General features: G+C 52.5%; 15 protein-coding genes. 13 read left to right on the forward strand and 2 right to left on the reverse strand.

Annotation, left to right across the window (positions count from 1 at the left end):
* Position 1: 1 nt before the first annotated feature.
* Both NO559_RS13115 and NO559_RS13120 read right to left on the reverse strand, forming a co-directional pair.
* Positions 2-280: an acylphosphatase gene (locus NO559_RS13115; RefSeq protein ID WP_258332303.1), complete on the reverse strand. Its 279-nt coding sequence runs from the start codon at positions 278-280 to the stop codon at positions 2-4.
* 21 nt (positions 281-301) lie between these two features.
* The gene (locus NO559_RS13120; RefSeq protein ID WP_258332304.1) at positions 302-1465 is read right to left on the reverse strand and encodes a DUF819 family protein; all 1164 of its coding nucleotides are present in this window, start codon (positions 1463-1465) and stop codon (positions 302-304) included.
* Positions 1466-1910: 445 nt separating this feature from the next.
* On the opposite strand from NO559_RS13120, the gene NO559_RS13125 reads away from it, so the two are divergent.
* The 13 genes from NO559_RS13125 (at position 1911) to NO559_RS13185 (ending at position 16649) form a co-directional block, all read left to right on the forward strand.
* Entirely contained in the window at positions 1911-2315 is a 405-nt protein-coding gene (locus NO559_RS13125; RefSeq protein WP_258332305.1) for an NADH-quinone oxidoreductase subunit A, read from the forward strand.
* A complete protein-coding gene (locus NO559_RS13130; protein ID WP_258332306.1) occupies positions 2315-2983 on the forward strand; it encodes an NADH-quinone oxidoreductase subunit B family protein in 669 nt (222 codons plus the stop codon). The genes NO559_RS13125 and NO559_RS13130 overlap by 1 nt, the downstream gene beginning before the upstream one ends.
* Positions 2984-3068: 85 nt before the next feature.
* Positions 3069-4817 carry an NADH-quinone oxidoreductase subunit C/D gene (nuoC, locus tag NO559_RS13135; protein WP_258332307.1) on the forward strand — a complete coding sequence of 583 codons (1749 nt, stop codon included), beginning with the start codon at positions 3069-3071 and terminating at the stop codon, positions 4815-4817.
* A gap of 9 nt (positions 4818-4826) precedes the next feature.
* A complete protein-coding gene (nuoE, locus tag NO559_RS13140; RefSeq protein ID WP_258332308.1) occupies positions 4827-5324 on the forward strand; it encodes an NADH-quinone oxidoreductase subunit NuoE in 498 nt (165 codons plus the stop codon).
* Positions 5321-6694: an NADH-quinone oxidoreductase subunit NuoF gene (gene nuoF, locus NO559_RS13145; RefSeq protein WP_258332309.1), complete on the forward strand. Its 1374-nt coding sequence runs from the start codon at positions 5321-5323 to the stop codon at positions 6692-6694. Before nuoE ends, nuoF begins: the two co-directional genes overlap by 4 nt.
* Entirely contained in the window at positions 6694-9483 is a 2790-nt protein-coding gene (nuoG, locus tag NO559_RS13150) for an NADH-quinone oxidoreductase subunit NuoG (RefSeq protein WP_258332310.1), read from the forward strand. Before nuoF ends, nuoG begins: the two co-directional genes overlap by 1 nt.
* The gene (gene nuoH, locus NO559_RS13155; protein ID WP_258332311.1) at positions 9476-10429 is read left to right on the forward strand and encodes an NADH-quinone oxidoreductase subunit NuoH; all 954 of its coding nucleotides are present in this window, start codon (positions 9476-9478) and stop codon (positions 10427-10429) included. The genes nuoG and nuoH overlap by 8 nt, the downstream gene beginning before the upstream one ends.
* A 3-nt stretch (positions 10430-10432) precedes the next feature.
* Positions 10433-10960, forward strand: coding sequence for an NADH-quinone oxidoreductase subunit NuoI (nuoI, locus tag NO559_RS13160; protein ID WP_258332312.1), 528 nt, complete (start codon positions 10433-10435; stop codon positions 10958-10960).
* The gene (gene nuoJ, locus NO559_RS13165; protein ID WP_258332340.1) at positions 10960-11517 is read left to right on the forward strand and encodes an NADH-quinone oxidoreductase subunit J; all 558 of its coding nucleotides are present in this window, start codon (positions 10960-10962) and stop codon (positions 11515-11517) included. The genes nuoI and nuoJ overlap by 1 nt, the downstream gene beginning before the upstream one ends.
* On the forward strand, positions 11514-11828 hold the full coding sequence (nuoK, locus tag NO559_RS13170) for an NADH-quinone oxidoreductase subunit NuoK (RefSeq protein ID WP_258332313.1): 315 nt from the start codon (positions 11514-11516) through the stop codon (positions 11826-11828). Before nuoJ ends, nuoK begins: the two co-directional genes overlap by 4 nt.
* A 2-nt stretch (positions 11829-11830) precedes the next feature.
* Positions 11831-13675 (forward strand): NADH-quinone oxidoreductase subunit L, encoded by a 1845-nt coding sequence (gene nuoL / locus NO559_RS13175; RefSeq protein WP_258332314.1) that lies wholly within the window; start codon positions 11831-11833, stop codon positions 13673-13675.
* Positions 13672-15207, forward strand: coding sequence for an NADH-quinone oxidoreductase subunit M (gene nuoM / locus NO559_RS13180; protein WP_258332315.1), 1536 nt, complete (start codon positions 13672-13674; stop codon positions 15205-15207). The genes nuoL and nuoM overlap by 4 nt, the downstream gene beginning before the upstream one ends.
* Positions 15204-16649, forward strand: a complete 1446-nt coding sequence (locus NO559_RS13185) for an NADH-quinone oxidoreductase subunit N (RefSeq protein ID WP_258332316.1) — start codon at positions 15204-15206, stop codon at positions 16647-16649. The genes nuoM and NO559_RS13185 overlap by 4 nt, the downstream gene beginning before the upstream one ends.
* Positions 16650-16655 lie beyond the last annotated feature (6 nt).

A 16655-nucleotide genomic window follows, 5' to 3' on the forward strand; every position in this document is an offset into this window, starting at 1 on the left:
ATTACCGTATTTGAAAACCAGATAGCTCTTTATACGCCAGAGTTTCTACATCCACCCTATCAACCCGCGCATGTTCTGGGCCTTGATGTAAGGCTTTGCACACTGCCAGTAAATCATCTGCAGCCCCCGACAACATAAACTCAACTCGGCCATCGCTGAGATTTTTTGCCCAACCGCACACATTCGCCGCCAATGCCTGCTGCTGGGTAAAAGCTCTAAACCACACCCCTTGCACCTTACCGCTAACAAATCCATGCAAAGTTGATAATTGTTCAGCCATGGAACACCTCATTAATAAACATTACAAAAACAGCCCCCAAAACTTAAATATAAATGTGCCCACAAAGGTACCCAAAGCATAGCCAAATACTCCCACTAAAATACCGGGAGTAATTAAATTATTCCAACCCTTGGCAGCGGCCAGCGCCGGCGCTGTAGTAGCCCCTAAAATAGCGGCATTAGAGGCGGTAATCAGCTCAGGCATGCTTAAACCCAACCAGCGCCCCAGGGTAAACGTCACCACAAAGTGCATGCTCAATAAAATTAGCACCAGCGCAATTAACAAAGGTGCCACCTGTACCATGGCCACCACATCCGCCCCCGCAGCAATCGCCGCAAAAAACACAAAGGACAAGCCCACCCCCAGCTCAAAACTGCCAGCCATACGCTCAACCAAGGCAGGCGCTAAAGTCGCCAGCACTAATGACAGCACGGTAATCACTATGTAGCGCCAACCACTGCCCCCTATGTAGGCCAGCACAGCGTCACCCACCGCAACTATGACCATAGCCGCGGCAAGCGCCAGCACTAGCGACATAGCGGTGATGGGCTGCTTATCTTCAAGCTCATCGACCTTAAAACTATGATCATGAGGCTGATACTTTTGCGCCAACCAACGCCAACCCGGCAACAGCGCCAACAAACCTAAGTACACCGCACTAAATAAATTATCTGCCGCAGTAGCTGCCGAAAAAAACGAGGCATCCTGGCTTAAACCGGTGACCTCACCCAAGGCAGCATAATTTACCGAGCCGCCTATGTAGGTAGAGGCAAACAAGCCCGCCACTGCTGCTTCGCGCTGTTCCATAGCCAGTGGCGCCAGCGCCCCCAAGCTAGTTAAATCCAAACTTAAAGCCGCCAGCGTCACCCCAGCTACGGTACCGACGCTGGCCAATAAAAACGCCATAGTGGTGCGGGTGGTTTCAAACATTAAGCGCTTTAAATCTGCTTTAAATAAAAATAGCGGGATTAAAATCGGCACAAAATAGCTAAATACAAAATCATAGGCTGGCGAACTATGGGGGATAATATTCAAGTTGGCCGCGGCAATAGCCGTGACTATGGCAATCACTGCCCCTGTTAGCTGCGCCCCCACGCGGGTTTTCTCTGCAACAAAGCCCAGCCCGGCGATAACAAATAAAGCCGCCATCACCGCCATGGCGTTTTCCGCACTAATTAAACTCATACTGTCCTCACTGTTGCTAGCCGTTACAGAGCCAAGAGCCTAAGCCAGCTGCCTATAAAATCAAAATAAATCCAAAATTTTCCCATATAACACGCCAGAACGGTCGTTTTTCATACAAATTAAATTATTATTTTTAGAACCTTGCGTTTACTTTTTAACCTCGCTAAAGTTTATTCAGTTGTAAGTGGTAGCGGTACCAGGTCGATTTCTTACCCATGTGGTTAGTTGTTCGGGCAAGTGACCTCCATGTTTAACCCTTAGGGATAGCTGGAGTTCGTATGCAAGACTGTACAGCACAAGCACCATATTACCGACAGTTTGCCCAAGGCAAACTGCCATGCCCCCAGTCATGCCCAATATCTCCCTTCTCAGCATACAATATTTCTACCGAGCTACTCGCTGCCGGTAACCCTACCCAGCCTAGCTTGCTTGGGAGGGCCGCCGCTTGAACGAAGCCACCCCCTCACTCTGGCCGCTACTGGTTTATTTTTTTGCGGTGTTGTTGTTAGTTGCCACCATGCTGGGGCTGTCGTTTATTTTGGGGCAAAGGCGCGGTAATAAAGCCACCAATATGCCCTTTGAGTCAGGGGTGCTCTCGGTGGGCAGCCCACAAATTCATATGTCGGCCGAGTTTTATCTCATTGCCATCTTCTTTGTGATTTTCGATTTAGAAACCGTGTTTATTTTTGCTTGGGCCGTGGCATTTTTTGAGCTCAGCTGGGCTGGTTTTATCGCCATTAGCGTCTTTATTTTTGTGTTAGCTGTGGCCCTTATCTACGAGTTGCGCTCCGGCGCCTTGGACTGGGGCTTAAAAACCCGCACCGGCCTCCGCCAAAAAGGACAACGCTAATGGAGTGGAACCTCAGCAAACCCGACAATATTATTGCCAGCTCACCCGGCGGCGCTTTTGAAGGTAGCCATGCCAGCGTCAATGAGAGCATAGAAGAGCAGGTCAAGCGCAATGTCGCCTTTGCCAAATTAGAAGACCTCATTGCCTGGGGCCGCGCCCACTCGCTGTGGCCTTTTAATTTTGGGCTGTCTTGCTGCTATGTGGAAATGGCCACCTCCTTTACCAGCCGTCACGACATCGCCCGCTTTGGCTCCGAGGTGATACGCGCCACCCCCAGGCAGGCCGATCTCATGGTGATTTCCGGCACCGTTTTTAGAAAAATGGCGCCGGTAGTACAACACCTATACGACCAATTATTAGAGCCGCGCTGGATTATTTCCATGGGTTCCTGCGCCAACTCTGGGGGCATGTACGATATTTACAGCGTGGTACAAGGGGTGGATAAGTTCATCCCCGTAGATGTGTACGTACCCGGCTGCCCGCCGCGTCCCGAAGCCTTAATGCAGGGCCTCACCATGTTACAAGAGTCCATAGGCAAAGAGCGCCGCCCCTTAAGCTGGGTTGCTGGTGACCAACGGGTAGTTAAACCCAATATGCCTTCACAGAGAGATTTATTACAGCAAGATAGAAACCGCGCCACCACCCTGCGCAGCCCGGACGAATCCTAAAACCCAAAGATTAACAAGCTAGTAGAGAGTAAGACGTACCCGTAAACAGCAACGATAACAACACACAATAATTATCGGGAGCATTATGCTTAACGCTGAAGTACTGAACAACAACGACACCGTTGGCGAGCTCTACGCGCGCTTTGGCGCCAGCTCGTTTGCCGTACAGGCCTGCCCCGATAACACCCCCACCCTATGGGTAGAGCGCAGCCAGCTTATCGCCGTGCTGCAACACCTAAAAAACCAATTCCCCATGCTGCTGGACTTATTCGGTGTGGATGAACGCCTGCGCGAGCACAAGCCAGCCAGCGCCAAAGACTACACGGTGGTTTATCACCTGATGCGCTTTAAGCCCGTAGCCGAGATACGCATCAAAGCCTCCGTTTGCGCCGATGATATTAGCCTGCCCAGCGCCTGCGGCATTTGGCCCAACGCCAATTGGTACGAGCGCGAAGCCTGGGATATGTACGGCATAGAGTTTAGCGGCCACCCCAACCTGCGCCGCATATTACTGCCCCCCACCTGGCAGGGCCATGCGCTGAGAAAAGATCACCCCGCCCGCGCCACCGAAATGGCCCCCTTCAGCCTAGACGACGAAAAACAGCAGCAAGAGCAAGAGGCCCTGCTGTTTAAACCCGAAGACTGGGGCATGCAAAGAGCCACCGACGACACCGAGTTTATGTTTTTAAACCTAGGCCCCAATCACCCCTCGGTACACGGCGTATTTCGCATAGCCCTGCAATTAGATGGCGAGGTGGTCGTCGACTCGGTGCCCGACATAGGCTACCACCACCGCGGTGCCGAAAAAATGGCCGAGCGCCAAACCTGGCACTCGTTTATCCCCTATACCGATCGCATTGATTACCTCGGCGGGGTGATGAACAACCTCGCCTATGTCATGTCCGTGGAGCAACTAGCTGGCATTACCGTGCCCGACCGCGCCAAGGTGATACGCATTATGATGGCGGAGCTGTTTCGCATCTCCAGCCACTTGGTGTTTTACGGTACCTTTGCCCAAGATGTGGGCCAGATGTCGCCGGTGTTTTATATGTTTGCCGACCGCGAACGCCTGCTCGGCATAGTCGAAGCCGTCACCGGCGGCCGCATGCACCCGGCCTGGTTTCGCATAGGTGGCGTCGCCCAAGATCTACCCAAAGGCTGGGACAAGATGGTGCGCGAGTTTATCGATGCCATGCCCGCACGGCTCGATCACTACCAAAAAATGGCCATGGACAATAGCATCCTAAAACAGCGCACCGTAGGTGTAGGGGCTTACAACAGTCAAGAGGCCATGGACTGGGGCATTACCGGCCCCAGCCTGCGCGCCACCGGTTTTGACTTTGACCTGCGCCGCGACCGTCCCTACGGCGGCTACGATCAATTCGATTTTGAAGTCCCCACCGCCCACAACGGCGACTGCTATGACCGCGCGGTAGTACGCATAGAAGAAATACGGCAAAGCCTGCATATCATCCGCCAATGCCTGGATAACATGCCCGCAGGCCCCTACAAAAGTGAGCACAAACTCACTACGCCGCCACCCAAAGAGCGCACCCTGCAAGATATAGAAACCCTAATCCACCACTTTTTAAATGTCAGCTGGGGGCCGGTGATGCCCGCCGGTGAAGCTTCTTTTCCTATAGAGGCCACCAAGGGCATAAACAATTACCACATCATCAGCGATGGCGGCACCCAATCCTATCGCACCCGCATACGCACGCCCTCGTTCCCGGCATTGCAACAAATTCCGCTAATCAGTAACGGCCTGATGATAGCCGACCTGATAGCCATAATCGCCAGCATAGATTTTGTGATGGCCGACGTGGATAGGTAGGTATAGCGCATGATGAGTAGCCAAATTATCCCCAGCCTCAGCGCCGCCGAATTGGCCGACATAGATGCCGAAATTTCCCATGCCCCCTATAAAGCCGCAGTGGCCATAGATGCCTTAAAAATTGTGCAGTCCTATAGAGGCTGGGTATCCGATGAAAGCCTAAAAGCCATAGCCCAACACCTGGAGATGTCGCCCGCCGAACTAGACGGCATAGCCACTTTTTATAATTTGATTTTTCGCCAGCCCGTGGGTGAGCAGGTGATACTGCTATGCAATAGCGTCACCTGCTGGATTAAAGGTTACGAGCAAATACGTGAGCAAATCAGCCAACACTTAGGCGTAGGCTTGGGCGAAACCACCACCGACAAGGCCTACACCTTTTTGCCCGTCACCTGCTTAGGCGCCTGCGACAAAGCCCCGGTGATGATGGTGGGCGATGAGCTGCACGAACACATAGACCGCAACGATTTAACCCAAATTTTTAGAAGTCGGGAGCAGGCGCAATGAGCACACAACTCAACGACCCTTTAACTCGCCCCCTCACTAAAAACATACGCGAGGACCGCCGCCCTACCGACATGGCCGCTTACGAAGCCAATGACGGCTACCAAAGCCTGCACAGCACCTTAGGCAAACGCAGCCCCGCCGACTGCCTGCAAATTATTAAAGACTCTAACTTGCGAGGCCGTGGCGGCGCGGGCTTTCCCACCGGCATGAAGTGGAGCTTTGTGCCCATGGAAGATGCCACACCCGGGCATAAATACCTAGTATGCAATGCCGACGAAATGGAGCCCGGCACTTTTAAAGACCGCTGGTTATTAGAGTGCGACCCACACCAGCTAATCGAAGGCATGATTATCTCCGCCTACACCTTACAGGCCGACATAGGCTATATCTTTATACGCTCCGAATATTTACTAGCAGCACAACTACTGCGCGAGGCCATAGCCGACTGCCATGCCAAAGGTTACTTAGGCGACAACATTTTAGGCAGCGGTTTTAATTTCGAATTACATGTACACGCCAGCGCCGGTCGCTATATCTGCGGCGAAGAAACTGCCCTGATTAATTCCCTGGAAGGCAAACGCGCCAACCCCAGAGCCAAGCCACCCTTTCCGCAAGTGAGCGGCCTGTGGGGGCGACCCACCATAGTTAATAACGTAGAAACTCTGTGCAATATACATCACATCGTGCAGCACGGTGCCCAGTGGTTTCAAAACCTGGGCATAGGCAGTGATGCGGGCACCAAACTCTACGGTATTAGCGGCCGCGTCAACAAGCCCGGCTGCTGGGAGCTGCCCATAGGCACCCCCATACGTGATATTTTCGCGCTGGCAGGCGGCATGGAACAGGGCTATGAACTGCGCGGTTTTTTACCCGGCGGCGGCTCCACCGATTTTCTCACCCCCGAGCACCTAGATCTGGCCATGGACTACGACACCATAGGCAAGGCCGGCAGCCGCATGGGCACCGGCACCATGATAGTACTGGACGACAAAACCTGCGCCGTGGGCTTTGTAAAAAACTTAGTGGAGTTTTTCGCGCAAGAGTCCTGCGGCTTTTGCACCCCCTGCCGCGACGGCCTGCCCTGGTCAGCACAGGTGCTAGACGACATACAACAGGGCCGCGGCACCTCCGAGGATATGAATACCCTCGCTAGGCAAATCGGCTTTATCGGCGCCATAGGCAACACCCACTGCGCTCTGGCCCCCGGCGCCATGGAGCCACTGGCCAGCGGCATTCAATATTTTCGCGAAGATTTTGAGCGCCACCTCAACAACGGCCACTGTCCGCTGTGCCATGAGCACAACCCTAAGGGTAAGCATGACAGCCAGCACAAGGGCCAACAGGGCGTAAGCCAGGGAGTTGCCAGCTAATGCCTGTTATCACCATAGACAATCAAGAGTACAGCGTTAAAGAAGGCGACAACTTACTGCAAGCCTGCCTCGGCCTGGGTTTGGATTTACCCTATTTTTGCTGGCACCCCGATATGGGTTCCATAGGCGCCTGCCGCCAGTGCGCGGTAGTGCAGTATCAAAATACCGAGGACTATCGAGCAGGTTCTCGCGGCCGCATCGTCATGGGTTGCATGACACAAGTCACTGATGGCGCCATTTTTTCACTTAATGGCGACAAGGCCTCAGAGTTTAGAAAAACTATCGTGGAATCCCTAATGCTCAACCACCCCCACGATTGCCCGGTCTGCGCCGAGGGTGGCGAATGCCATTTGCAAGATATGACGGTAATGACCGGCCACCGCGACAGGCACTACCGCGGTAAAAAGAACACCCACCGCAATCAATATTTAGGGCCGCTAATCCACCACGAAATGAATCGCTGCATCACCTGCTACCGCTGCACCCGCTACTACAACAACTATGCGGGCGGCAAAGATTTAGCCGCCATGGCCGCCCACGATCACGTCTACTTTGGCCGCCATCAAGAGGGCGTGCTAGAGAGTGAGTTTGCCGGCAACTTGGTCGAGGTCTGCCCCACCGGCGTGTTTACCGACAAGAGCCTGGTCAACGACTACAGCCGCAAATGGGACCTACAATCTGCCCCCTCGGTATGCACCCACTGCGCCGTGGGCTGCAACACCCTGCCCGGCGAACGCTACGGTAAACTCAAGCGTGTACACAATCGCTACAACGACGAAGTGAATGGTTACTTTCTCTGTGACCGCGGTCGCTTCGGGGCCAAGTTTGTAAACAGCGATAAGCGCATAAACAACCCGGGGCTGCGTGACGAGCATGGCCGCTACAATATCATCGACCCCCACCAAGCTCTGCATCAGCTAGTTGAAGCCTGCCAAGGCGACAATAACATCGCCGCCATAGGCTCGCCCCGCGCCTCGGTAGAGGCCAACTTTCTACTCAAAACCTTGGCAGGCGAGCAGCACTACAGCCCCGGCTTTAATGCGCAGGAGCAAAGCTTGGCGCAGCTGGCGCTAAGCCTGCAACAGCACAGCGCCGCCACCATCCCCAGCATTAAAGATATAGAGTGCGCCGACGCCATTTTTATTTTGGGTGAAGACCTCACCCACAGCGCTCCGCGCATAGCCCTAGCCCTGCGCCAAAGTGTGCGCAACAAAGCCTACGCCCTAGCTGCCGAACTAAAACTACAGCCCTGGCAAGATGCCGCCGTACGCAACCTCGCCCAAGATCAGCGCAGCCCGCTGTTTGTTGCCGCGGTCACCGACACCCGCCTGGACGACATCGCCGAACAATGTCATCACTTAGCGCCGGATGACATTGCCCGCCTGGGCTACGCGGTGGCCGAGCAGATCAGTGGCAAGGCTAACGCCAGCGATGAACCCGCCAACACCATCGCCCAGGCCCTGCTCAGTGCCCAACGCCCTTTAATTATTGCTGGCAGCAGCTGTGGCAACGCCGCCATCATGCAAGCCGCCGCCGCCATCGCTGACGCCCTGGCGCTGCGTAAAAACGAAAACGCAGGCAACAGCATGCTATGCCTCACCCTGCCCGAGGCCAACAGCCTGGGGCAGGCTATGCTCAGTCCCAACGAGGCCCCCAGCATAGAGGCACTGGCCGAGCGCGCCTATAAAATTGACACCCTGATCGTCTTAGAAAACGACCTCTTTCGCCGCGCCCCTGCCGCCGTGGTCGACAAATTATTGCAAAGCGTTACCACATTGATCGTACTAGACAGTTTAGAAACGCCCACCTTAGCAACCAGCCAGTTGGCGCTGCCCGCTGCCAGTGTTGCCGAAAGTGAAGGCACTATAGTCAGCTTAGAGGGTCGCGCCCAGCGCTACTTCCCAGTATCGGAATGCCAAGGCGAGCGCCGCGCCAGCTGGGCCTGGCTGCTGGCTTGTTTAAAAGAGCTCGGCCACCCCGAGGCAGCCAATATTCACCGCTTTGACGACATTACGCTAGCCTGTTCGGCGGCACAGCCAATGCTAAAAGGCATCACCTTGGCCGCCCCCGATCACTTCTACCGCAATGCGGGGGTCAAAATACCGCGCCAGCCACAGCGCTACAGTGGTCGCACCGCGATGCGCGCCAATGTTTCGGTACATGAGCCCAAACAAACAGAGGATGATGAAACCGCGCTGGCCTATACCATGGAGGGCTTAAACCGCCATCAACCCGGCTCGCTACTGCCATTTGTCTGGTCGCCGGGCTGGAACTCCAATCAATCACTACATAAATTTCAAACCGAAACCGGCGGCCCCCTAAAAGGCGGCACTGCAGGTAAACGCCTGCTGGACAACCGTCAGAACAACAATAACCAGCAAAAAAATAGCCAGCAAGCAGTGGCAACAACTGCCCCTGCCGCTTTTCAAGCCAGTGCTGGGCAATGGCTGCTGGTACCCCGCCAGCGTATTTTTGGCAGCGATGAACTAAGCAGCTACAGCGATAATCTGGCAGAGCTATTAAGCGACGCCAGCATAGAAATCAACAGCGCCGATGCCAGCCTATTGCAGGTGAAAAACGGCGATGGCCTAAGCTTGGGCGAGAACTTAGCCTGCCTCAGAGTCGTTATTAATAACACCATCCCGCAAGGTTGCGCCGCCTATAGCGTAGGTATAGCGGGCACGTTTAACCTCACCCTAGGCCAGCGCGTCAGCCTGCAAAAAGCCAGCGACTGGCAAAGACCTAAACAAGCCGATGTAATCGCCTCCGACGGAGGTGCCCATGTCTGATCTCAACACCATTATTTTTGGCTTGGTATTAATCGGCGGCGCGGTAGGTGGCGCTGCGGTACTCACCTGGTTTGAGCGGCGCCTGCTGGGCATATGGCAGGACAGGCTAGGCCCCAACCGCTTAGGCCCCTTTGGCATCCTGCAAGTGTTGGCCGATATGCTTAAGCTGCTCAGCAAAGATGATTGGGTGCCGCCCTTTGCCGATAAAGTGGTGTTTGTGTTTGCCCCCACGGCCATCGTCGTGGCCATGCTGCTGGGCTTTGCGGTGGTGCCCTTTAGCCCCGACTTGATGATTATCGATATCAATATAGGGCTGTTGTTTTTTCTCGGTATGACCTCACTGGCGGTATACAGCGTGTTACTGGGTGGCTTGGCCTCCAATAATAAATACGCCTTATTAGGCGGGCTAAGAAGCGCCGCGCAAATGGTTAGCTATGAGGTATTTATGGGGCTGTCGCTAATGGGTGTAGTGATGCTCAGCGGCAGCTTTAGTTTGCGCGATATAGTCGAAGCGCAAAGCGATATGTGGTTTTTTATCCCGCAGTTTTTGGGCCTGTATGTATTTTTAATTGCCGGTATAGCCGAAAGCCACAGGCTGCCCTTTGACCTGCCCGAGGCAGAACACGAACTCACCGCTGGCTTTCACACCGAGTACGGCGGCATGAAGTTCGCCATGTTTATGCTGGGAGAATACCTAGGCCTAATGTTAATTAGCTGCATGATAGTCACGCTATTTTTTGGCGGCTGGCTGGGGCCTTGGTTGCCGCCGGTGGTTTGGTTTTTCCTAAAAGTGTTTATTGTGATTTGTTTTTTTATTTTGCTGCGCTGCGCTATCCCCCGCCCCCGCTACGATCAACTGATGTCACTGGGCTGGAAGTATATGCTGCCACTGGCACTGCTCAACCTATTAGTCACTGGCGCTATTGCGCTAAGTATGGAGGGCTAGACCATGTTGAAATCTTTGCGCAGCCAACTCACCACCATTTGGACGATTTTACAGCACAGCTTTAGCCGCTGCGAAACTGTGCAATACCCCGAACAAAAACCCTATTTAGCGCCGCGCTACCGAGGCCGTATCGTACTCACCACCGACCCCGATGGCGACGAGCGCTGCGTGGCCTGCAACCTCTGCGCGGTGGCCTGCCCCGTCGATTGCATAGCCCTGCAACAGGGCACCCGTGAAGATGGCCGCTGGTATCCGGAATTTTTCCGCATTAATTTTTCGCGCTGCATTATGTGCGGCATGTGTGAAGAAGCCTGCCCCACTAATGCCATACAACTCACCCCCGACTTTGAAATGTGTGAGTACGACAGGCAAAACATGGTGTACGAAAAAGAGCATTTGCAAATAGATGGCCCCGGTAAGTATCACGATTACAATTTTTATCGCGTCTCTGGCCTGGCCATAAAAGGCAAAGATAAAGGCGAGGCACAAAATGAGGCCCAGCCCATAGATGTAAAGAGTTTACTGCCATGATGGAAAGCTTATTTTATTTGGCCTCGTTTATCGCCCTAGTCGCGACAGTACTAGCGCTAAGCCGCGCCAATGCCACCCACGCCTTAATTTATTTAATTGTGTCTTTATTGGCAGTAGCGGTGATCTTCTTTTTATTGGGCGCCCCCTTCGCCGCAGCTTTAGAAGTTTTAATTTATGCAGGTGCCATTATGGTGCTGTTTATTTTTGTCATCATGATGCTCAACTTGGGCGATAGCGGTGTGGCTAAGGAGCGCCAATGGCTAAGCCCACGCTATTGGATAGTACCGGGGTTATTAGCAGCCATATTGTTTGGTGAAATGTTAGTCGCACTGCAACATCACAGCGCAGCGCTTAGCGGCAAAATGATTAGCCCTAAAGCTGTGGCGCTAGAATTATTTGGCCCCTATGTATTGGCAGTAGAGATAGCCTCCATGTTGTTACTGGCCGGTTTAGTAGGCGCCTATCACTTGGGTCGCCGCTTTTTAGCCCGCACCGAAATGGAAGAGGAGCTACAAGAGGAACTAAAAGAGCAAGAACAACAGAGGGCGCAGCCATGAACGGCTTACAAATTCCCTTAGAGCATGTACTTATTATTGCCTCCTTTATGTTTAGCTTTGGCCTGCTGGGTTTAATGTTGCGCCGCAATATCATTTTTATGCTGATGTCACTGGAGGTCATGCTCAATGCCGCCGCGCTAGCCTTTGTGGCCGCCGGTGCCAAATGGGCGCAGGCCGACGGCCAGATTATTTTCTTACTCATACTCAGTGTTGCCGCCGCCGAAGTGGCAGTGGGGCTGGGCCTGGTGTTACAAATTCAGCGCCGTTTTAAAACGCTGGATATGGATACTGCTAAACGGATGCGAGGTTAACTATGGCCGGCAGCAATTACCTGTGGCTAATCCCCTTCTTCCCTTTACTCAGCGCCACCCTATTGATGGTGACCGCGGGCCAGCTACCTAAAAAAATCATTGGTTTTTTAGGTGCCGGCTCCATTGCCTTGTCGGCCTTGTGTGTAGCACTGCAAGCACAGCATTTTTTAGCCAGCGGTGAAATTATGCAGGTCACCCTGTGGACTTGGATGAGTGTGGCAAATTTCGCCCCAGGCATCGCTTTTTATATAGATGGCTTAAGCATAGTGATGATGTCGGTGATTACCGGGGTAGGCTTTTTAATACACCTGTACTCACTAGAGTTTATGGATGATGACAGCTCCTACTCGCGCTACTTTGCCTATATGAATTTATTTGTCGCCGCCATGCTGCTATTGGTGATGGCCGACAATTTATTACTGCTGTACTTGGGCTGGGAAGGGGTGGGGGTATGCTCGTACTTACTGGTAGGCTTTTGGTATAGAGACCCAGCCAATGGCAAGGCCGCCCGTAAAGCCTTTGTGGTAACGCGGGTGGGTGATGCCGCCATGGCGCTGGGATTATTTTTATTATTTACCGAACTGGGCAGCCTGGACATACAAACCCTGTTACTCGCCGCCGATAGCAAATGGCAAAGCGGCGACCTTATTCCCACCATAGCCACCGCCTTATTATTGGGCGGCGCGGTGGGCAAGTCAGCACAGCTGCCCTTACACACCTGGCTGCCCGATGCCATGGCTGGCCCCACCCCGGTTAGCGCGCTAATCCACGCCGCCACCATGGTCACCGCCGGGGTGTATTTAATCGCTCGCCATTACAGTTTATTTTTATTGGCCCCCATCACTTTGGAGGCGGTAGCTTGGATAGGTCTGGCCACCTTATTAATTGCCGCCTTTACCGCCTTGGCACAGCAGGATATTAAACGCATCTTGGCCTACTCCACCATCAGCCAAATTGGCTATATGTTTTTAGCCTTGGGCGTAGGTGCCTTTAGCGCGGGTATTTTTCATCTAATGACCCACGCTTTTTTTAAGGCGCTGTTATTTTTAGCGGCAGGCGCAGTGATACATTGCCTGCACCATGAACATAATATTTTTAAAATGGGCGGCCTGCGTACCCGCCTACCCATAGTGTTTTGGAGTTTTCTTATCGGCAGTGCTGCCTTGGCGGCGCTGCCCTTTACCTCGGGTTTTTACAGTAAAGACCCCATTTTATTATCGGCTTGGGCCATGCCCAACATAGGGAGTTATTTATGGGCGGGCGGTTTATTAGGCGCCTTGCTTACCGCCATCTATAGTTTTCGCTTAGTGTTTGTGGTTTTTTTTGGTGAGGCCAAAACTCTACCCAATAAACAGCCGGGCTGGAAAATGAGCCTGCCTTTAGCGCTGCTATGTTTGCTTTCCATAATCGGCGGTTGGTTTGTATTGCCGCTGGACCATGTATTCCCCGCTTACAGTCACGGTGAGATTAATCACAGTGTAGAAATCATCTCTATAGCCACGCCACTCATAGGCCTGGCTATTGCTTACGGTTTATTTTTGGGCAAGCAGCTTTCTATTAGCGGATTCACGCAATCAACGTTAGGCAAGGCACTGCAAAGCTTTTGCTTTAGTGGCTGGCGCTTTGATGCGCTATACCAATTATTGTGGGTATGCCCCTATCAAGTGCTGGCGCAGCTATGGCGCAATGAACCCATCGATTACCTCTACCGCGGCATTGTTAGCTTAATGCAGTGGAGCAATGAGCAACTAAGCAAACTACAAAGTGGTGAGTTGCGTTGGTATGCCACTTCTATGGTGTTTGGCTTAGTGATATTGGTGCTAATTATGTTGAGGAGCTTGTCATGAGTTTAGCCCTGCTATTGGGGATATTGCTCGCGGGGGGCTTGGTCGCCTGGTTGTCCGAACGCTGGCATAAAGACCTGCCGCGCTGGCTATCGCTAGTCACCATTGGCCTGGCGCTATTGCAACTGGTCAGCAGTCTTAATGTACTGGCCCCCGATAGTTTTACTCTAGTGCCCGATGGCCGCGATGCCAGCAGCTGGTTAATCCATTATCAATTAGCTTGGATACCGCGCTTTGGTATTAGTTTTGAATTGGCCATGGATGGGCTCAGCCTTTTACTGGTACTGCTCACCCTGTTATTGGGCTTGGTAGCAGTAGCCTCCTCGTGGACAGAAATTGATTTTAAGCCCGGCTTCTTTCAAGCCAATTTACTGTGGACCTTGGCTGGTGTCTGCGGGGTGTTTTTAGCCTTAGACCTGTTGCTGTTCTTTTTATTTTGGGAGGTGATGCTCATCCCCATGTATTTACTAATAGCCATTTGGGGCCATGAGAATAAAGCCTATGCGGCGATGAAATTTTTTATTTTTACTCAGGTATCTGGCCTGCTGATGCTGCTCTCCATTATCACCCTGGCTTGGCAGGGCTATGTGCACAATGGCTATTACAGTTTCAGCTATTTCGATTTACTAGCTCTACCACTAGATAGCACGCTGGCCTATTGTTTGATGCTGGGCTTTTTTATCGCCTTTGTGGTGAAGCTGCCCGCCTTTCCGGTACACACCTGGTTACCCGATGCCCACACCCAAGCCCCCACCGCAGGCAGTGTTTTGCTGGCTGGTATTTTATTAAAAACCGGTGCCTATGGCCTCATGCGTTTTAGCATTCCGCTGTTCCCCGAAGCCTCTATGCAATTTGCGCATATTGCCATGAGCCTAGGTGCCGCTGGGGTGATTTACGGCGCTGTTTTAGCCTTTGCCCAAAGTGATTTTAAACGCTTGGTGGCCTATAGCAGCGTTAGCCATATGGGCTTTGTGTTATTGGGTTTATACGCTTGGAATAGCTTGGCCATGCAGGGCGCAGTGATGCAAATGCTGGCCCACGGCGTTAGCACAGCCGCCTTGTTTATGATGGCCGGAGCGTTGCAGCAGCGACTGCATACCCGCAATATGTTTAAGATGGGCGGGCTGTGGTACTACATGCCCCGCATGGGTGCCTGCGCCTTATTTTTTGCAGTGGCCTCATTAGGCTTGCCCGGGCTGGGTAATTTTGTTGCCGAGTTTTTAATTTTAGTGGGCCTGTTTGCGGTTAGCCCGGTGATGACCGCCATCGCCACCTTAGGCCTAATTACTGCTGCGGTGTATTCGCTGTGGATGATGCAGCAAACCTTTCAAGGCAAAACCCAATTAGCCACTAAAACCACTGCCAGCTTGCAGGATTTTGGCGGCCGTGAAATGTTTACCATGGCCGCCATGATGCTAGCCCTGCTATGGCTGGGCTTATACCCACAACCAGTACTGGATTTAGCGCAGCCTGTTATCGACAGTCTACAGGCGCTGGTTACCATCAGCCCTCAAATAGCCGAGGCCAGCCTATGAGCACCGCCGACTTACTCGCCTTGCTGCCCCTATTGGTGTTAAGTGTGGGGGCGCTACTCTTGATGCTGCAAATTGCCTTTATACGCAATGTGCAATTTAGCAGCGCTTTGACTTTGCTTATCTTTGCCTTGGCCGCTCTTTCCTGCGGCCCCGCCACCGACTATGCTCCTAGGCTAGTCACCCCTTTACTCATCGCCGATAAATTAGCGCTGCTGTTTACTGCCCTGTTTTGCCTGGCGGGCTTTGTTACCACGGTGCTCTCTATGGATTATATGCAACGCCGTGGCGATCAACCTGAAGAGTATTACCTGCTGTTAATCCTCAGCAGTTTGGGTGCCTGCGTATTGGCTTACGCTGAACATTTAGGCTCATTGATACTGGGAATGGAATTACTGTCGGTAGCGCTATACGCCCTGATTGCCTACCCCGACAAAAGCATACTGCCCCTAGAAGCGGCCAGTAAATATTTGGTGTTATCGGGAGCGGCCTCAGCCACTTTGTTATTCGGTTTTGCCCTGCTTTATGCCATTACCGGCAGCTTGGGCTTTAGCGACCTAGGCACCCAGCTAGCGACTCAGCCCTCGGGTAATATCATGCTATTAGTAGCCATGGCTTTAATACTGGCCGGGCTGGGCTTTAAATTATCGCTGGTGCCTTTTCATATGTGGACACCGGATGTATATCAAGGCGCGCCCTCACCGGTAACAGGTTTTTTAGCTTCGGTTGCCAAGGCGGCGATATTTTTGTTGTTTTTGCGCTTATTTATAGACGCTAAATTATACCGCTACAACATGCTGCTAAATTGCCTAGCCTTGGTGGCCATACTCAGTATGTTAGTGGGCAATGTGTTAGCGCTGCAACAAGATAATATTAAACGCATGCTGTCTTACTCCTCCATTGCCCACATGGGCTATCTGCTAATCATTCTTGTGGTGTGCGGCAGCAGTAATAACCGCGCACTGGCCATAGAGGCCGCCAGCTATTATTTAATTGCTTACACCGCTACCACCTTGGCAGCCTTTGGCTTACTCAGTTTAATATCGGCGCAACAGCAGCAGCGTGAAAATGTATTGCTGGATGATGTCAGCGGCCTGTTTTGGCAGCAGCCCTTATTAGCAGGCTTAATGCTTATTGCCCTGCTATCGCTGGCAGGCATACCCTTAACAGCGGGCTTTGTCGCCAAGTTTTATATTTTTAGCGCCGCCATTAGCGGCTATCACTGGGGTTTAATTGCCGCGCTCATTTTGGGTAGCGCCATAGGTATTTATTATTATTTGCGGGTAATTTTTTATATGAGCAAGCGCAACAGCCCCAGCTACACACTAGCATCCACCGCCAGCGGCTGGCATATCAGCAGCCTAAGCACAGCCTTAATGATAATTATTTTATTACTAGGCACTGCCCCACAGCCCCTAATGGCTTATTTAAGGTCTATACTCTAGTTAACG

It is taken from the genome of Dasania sp. GY-MA-18, assembly GCF_024734385.1.
In the GTDB taxonomy this organism is placed as follows: Bacteria; Pseudomonadota; Gammaproteobacteria; order Pseudomonadales; family Dasaniaceae; genus Dasania; species Dasania phycosphaerae.

Coding starts and splice junctions, on each gene's coding strand:
- NO559_RS13120 (WP_258332304.1), bottom strand. CDS start 1,465: ATGAGTTTAATTAGTGCGGAAAACGCCATGGCGGTGATGGCGGCTTTA.
- nuoE (WP_258332308.1), top strand. CDS start 4,827: ATGATGAGTAGCCAAATTATCCCCAGCCTCAGCGCCGCCGAATTGGCC.
- nuoH (WP_258332311.1), top strand. CDS start 9,476: ATGTCTGATCTCAACACCATTATTTTTGGCTTGGTATTAATCGGCGGC.
- nuoL (WP_258332314.1), top strand. CDS start 11,831: ATGGCCGGCAGCAATTACCTGTGGCTAATCCCCTTCTTCCCTTTACTC.
- nuoK (WP_258332313.1), top strand. CDS start 11,514: ATGAACGGCTTACAAATTCCCTTAGAGCATGTACTTATTATTGCCTCC.
- nuoJ (WP_258332340.1), top strand. CDS start 10,960: ATGGAAAGCTTATTTTATTTGGCCTCGTTTATCGCCCTAGTCGCGACA.
- nuoG (WP_258332310.1), top strand. CDS start 6,694: ATGCCTGTTATCACCATAGACAATCAAGAGTACAGCGTTAAAGAAGGC.
- NO559_RS13115 (WP_258332303.1), bottom strand. CDS start 280: ATGGCTGAACAATTATCAACTTTGCATGGATTTGTTAGCGGTAAGGTG.
- nuoC (WP_258332307.1), top strand. CDS start 3,069: ATGCTTAACGCTGAAGTACTGAACAACAACGACACCGTTGGCGAGCTC.
- nuoF (WP_258332309.1), top strand. CDS start 5,321: ATGAGCACACAACTCAACGACCCTTTAACTCGCCCCCTCACTAAAAAC.
- nuoM (WP_258332315.1), top strand. CDS start 13,672: ATGAGTTTAGCCCTGCTATTGGGGATATTGCTCGCGGGGGGCTTGGTC.
- nuoI (WP_258332312.1), top strand. CDS start 10,433: ATGTTGAAATCTTTGCGCAGCCAACTCACCACCATTTGGACGATTTTA.
- NO559_RS13185 (WP_258332316.1), top strand. CDS start 15,204: ATGAGCACCGCCGACTTACTCGCCTTGCTGCCCCTATTGGTGTTAAGT.
- NO559_RS13130 (WP_258332306.1), top strand. CDS start 2,315: ATGGAGTGGAACCTCAGCAAACCCGACAATATTATTGCCAGCTCACCC.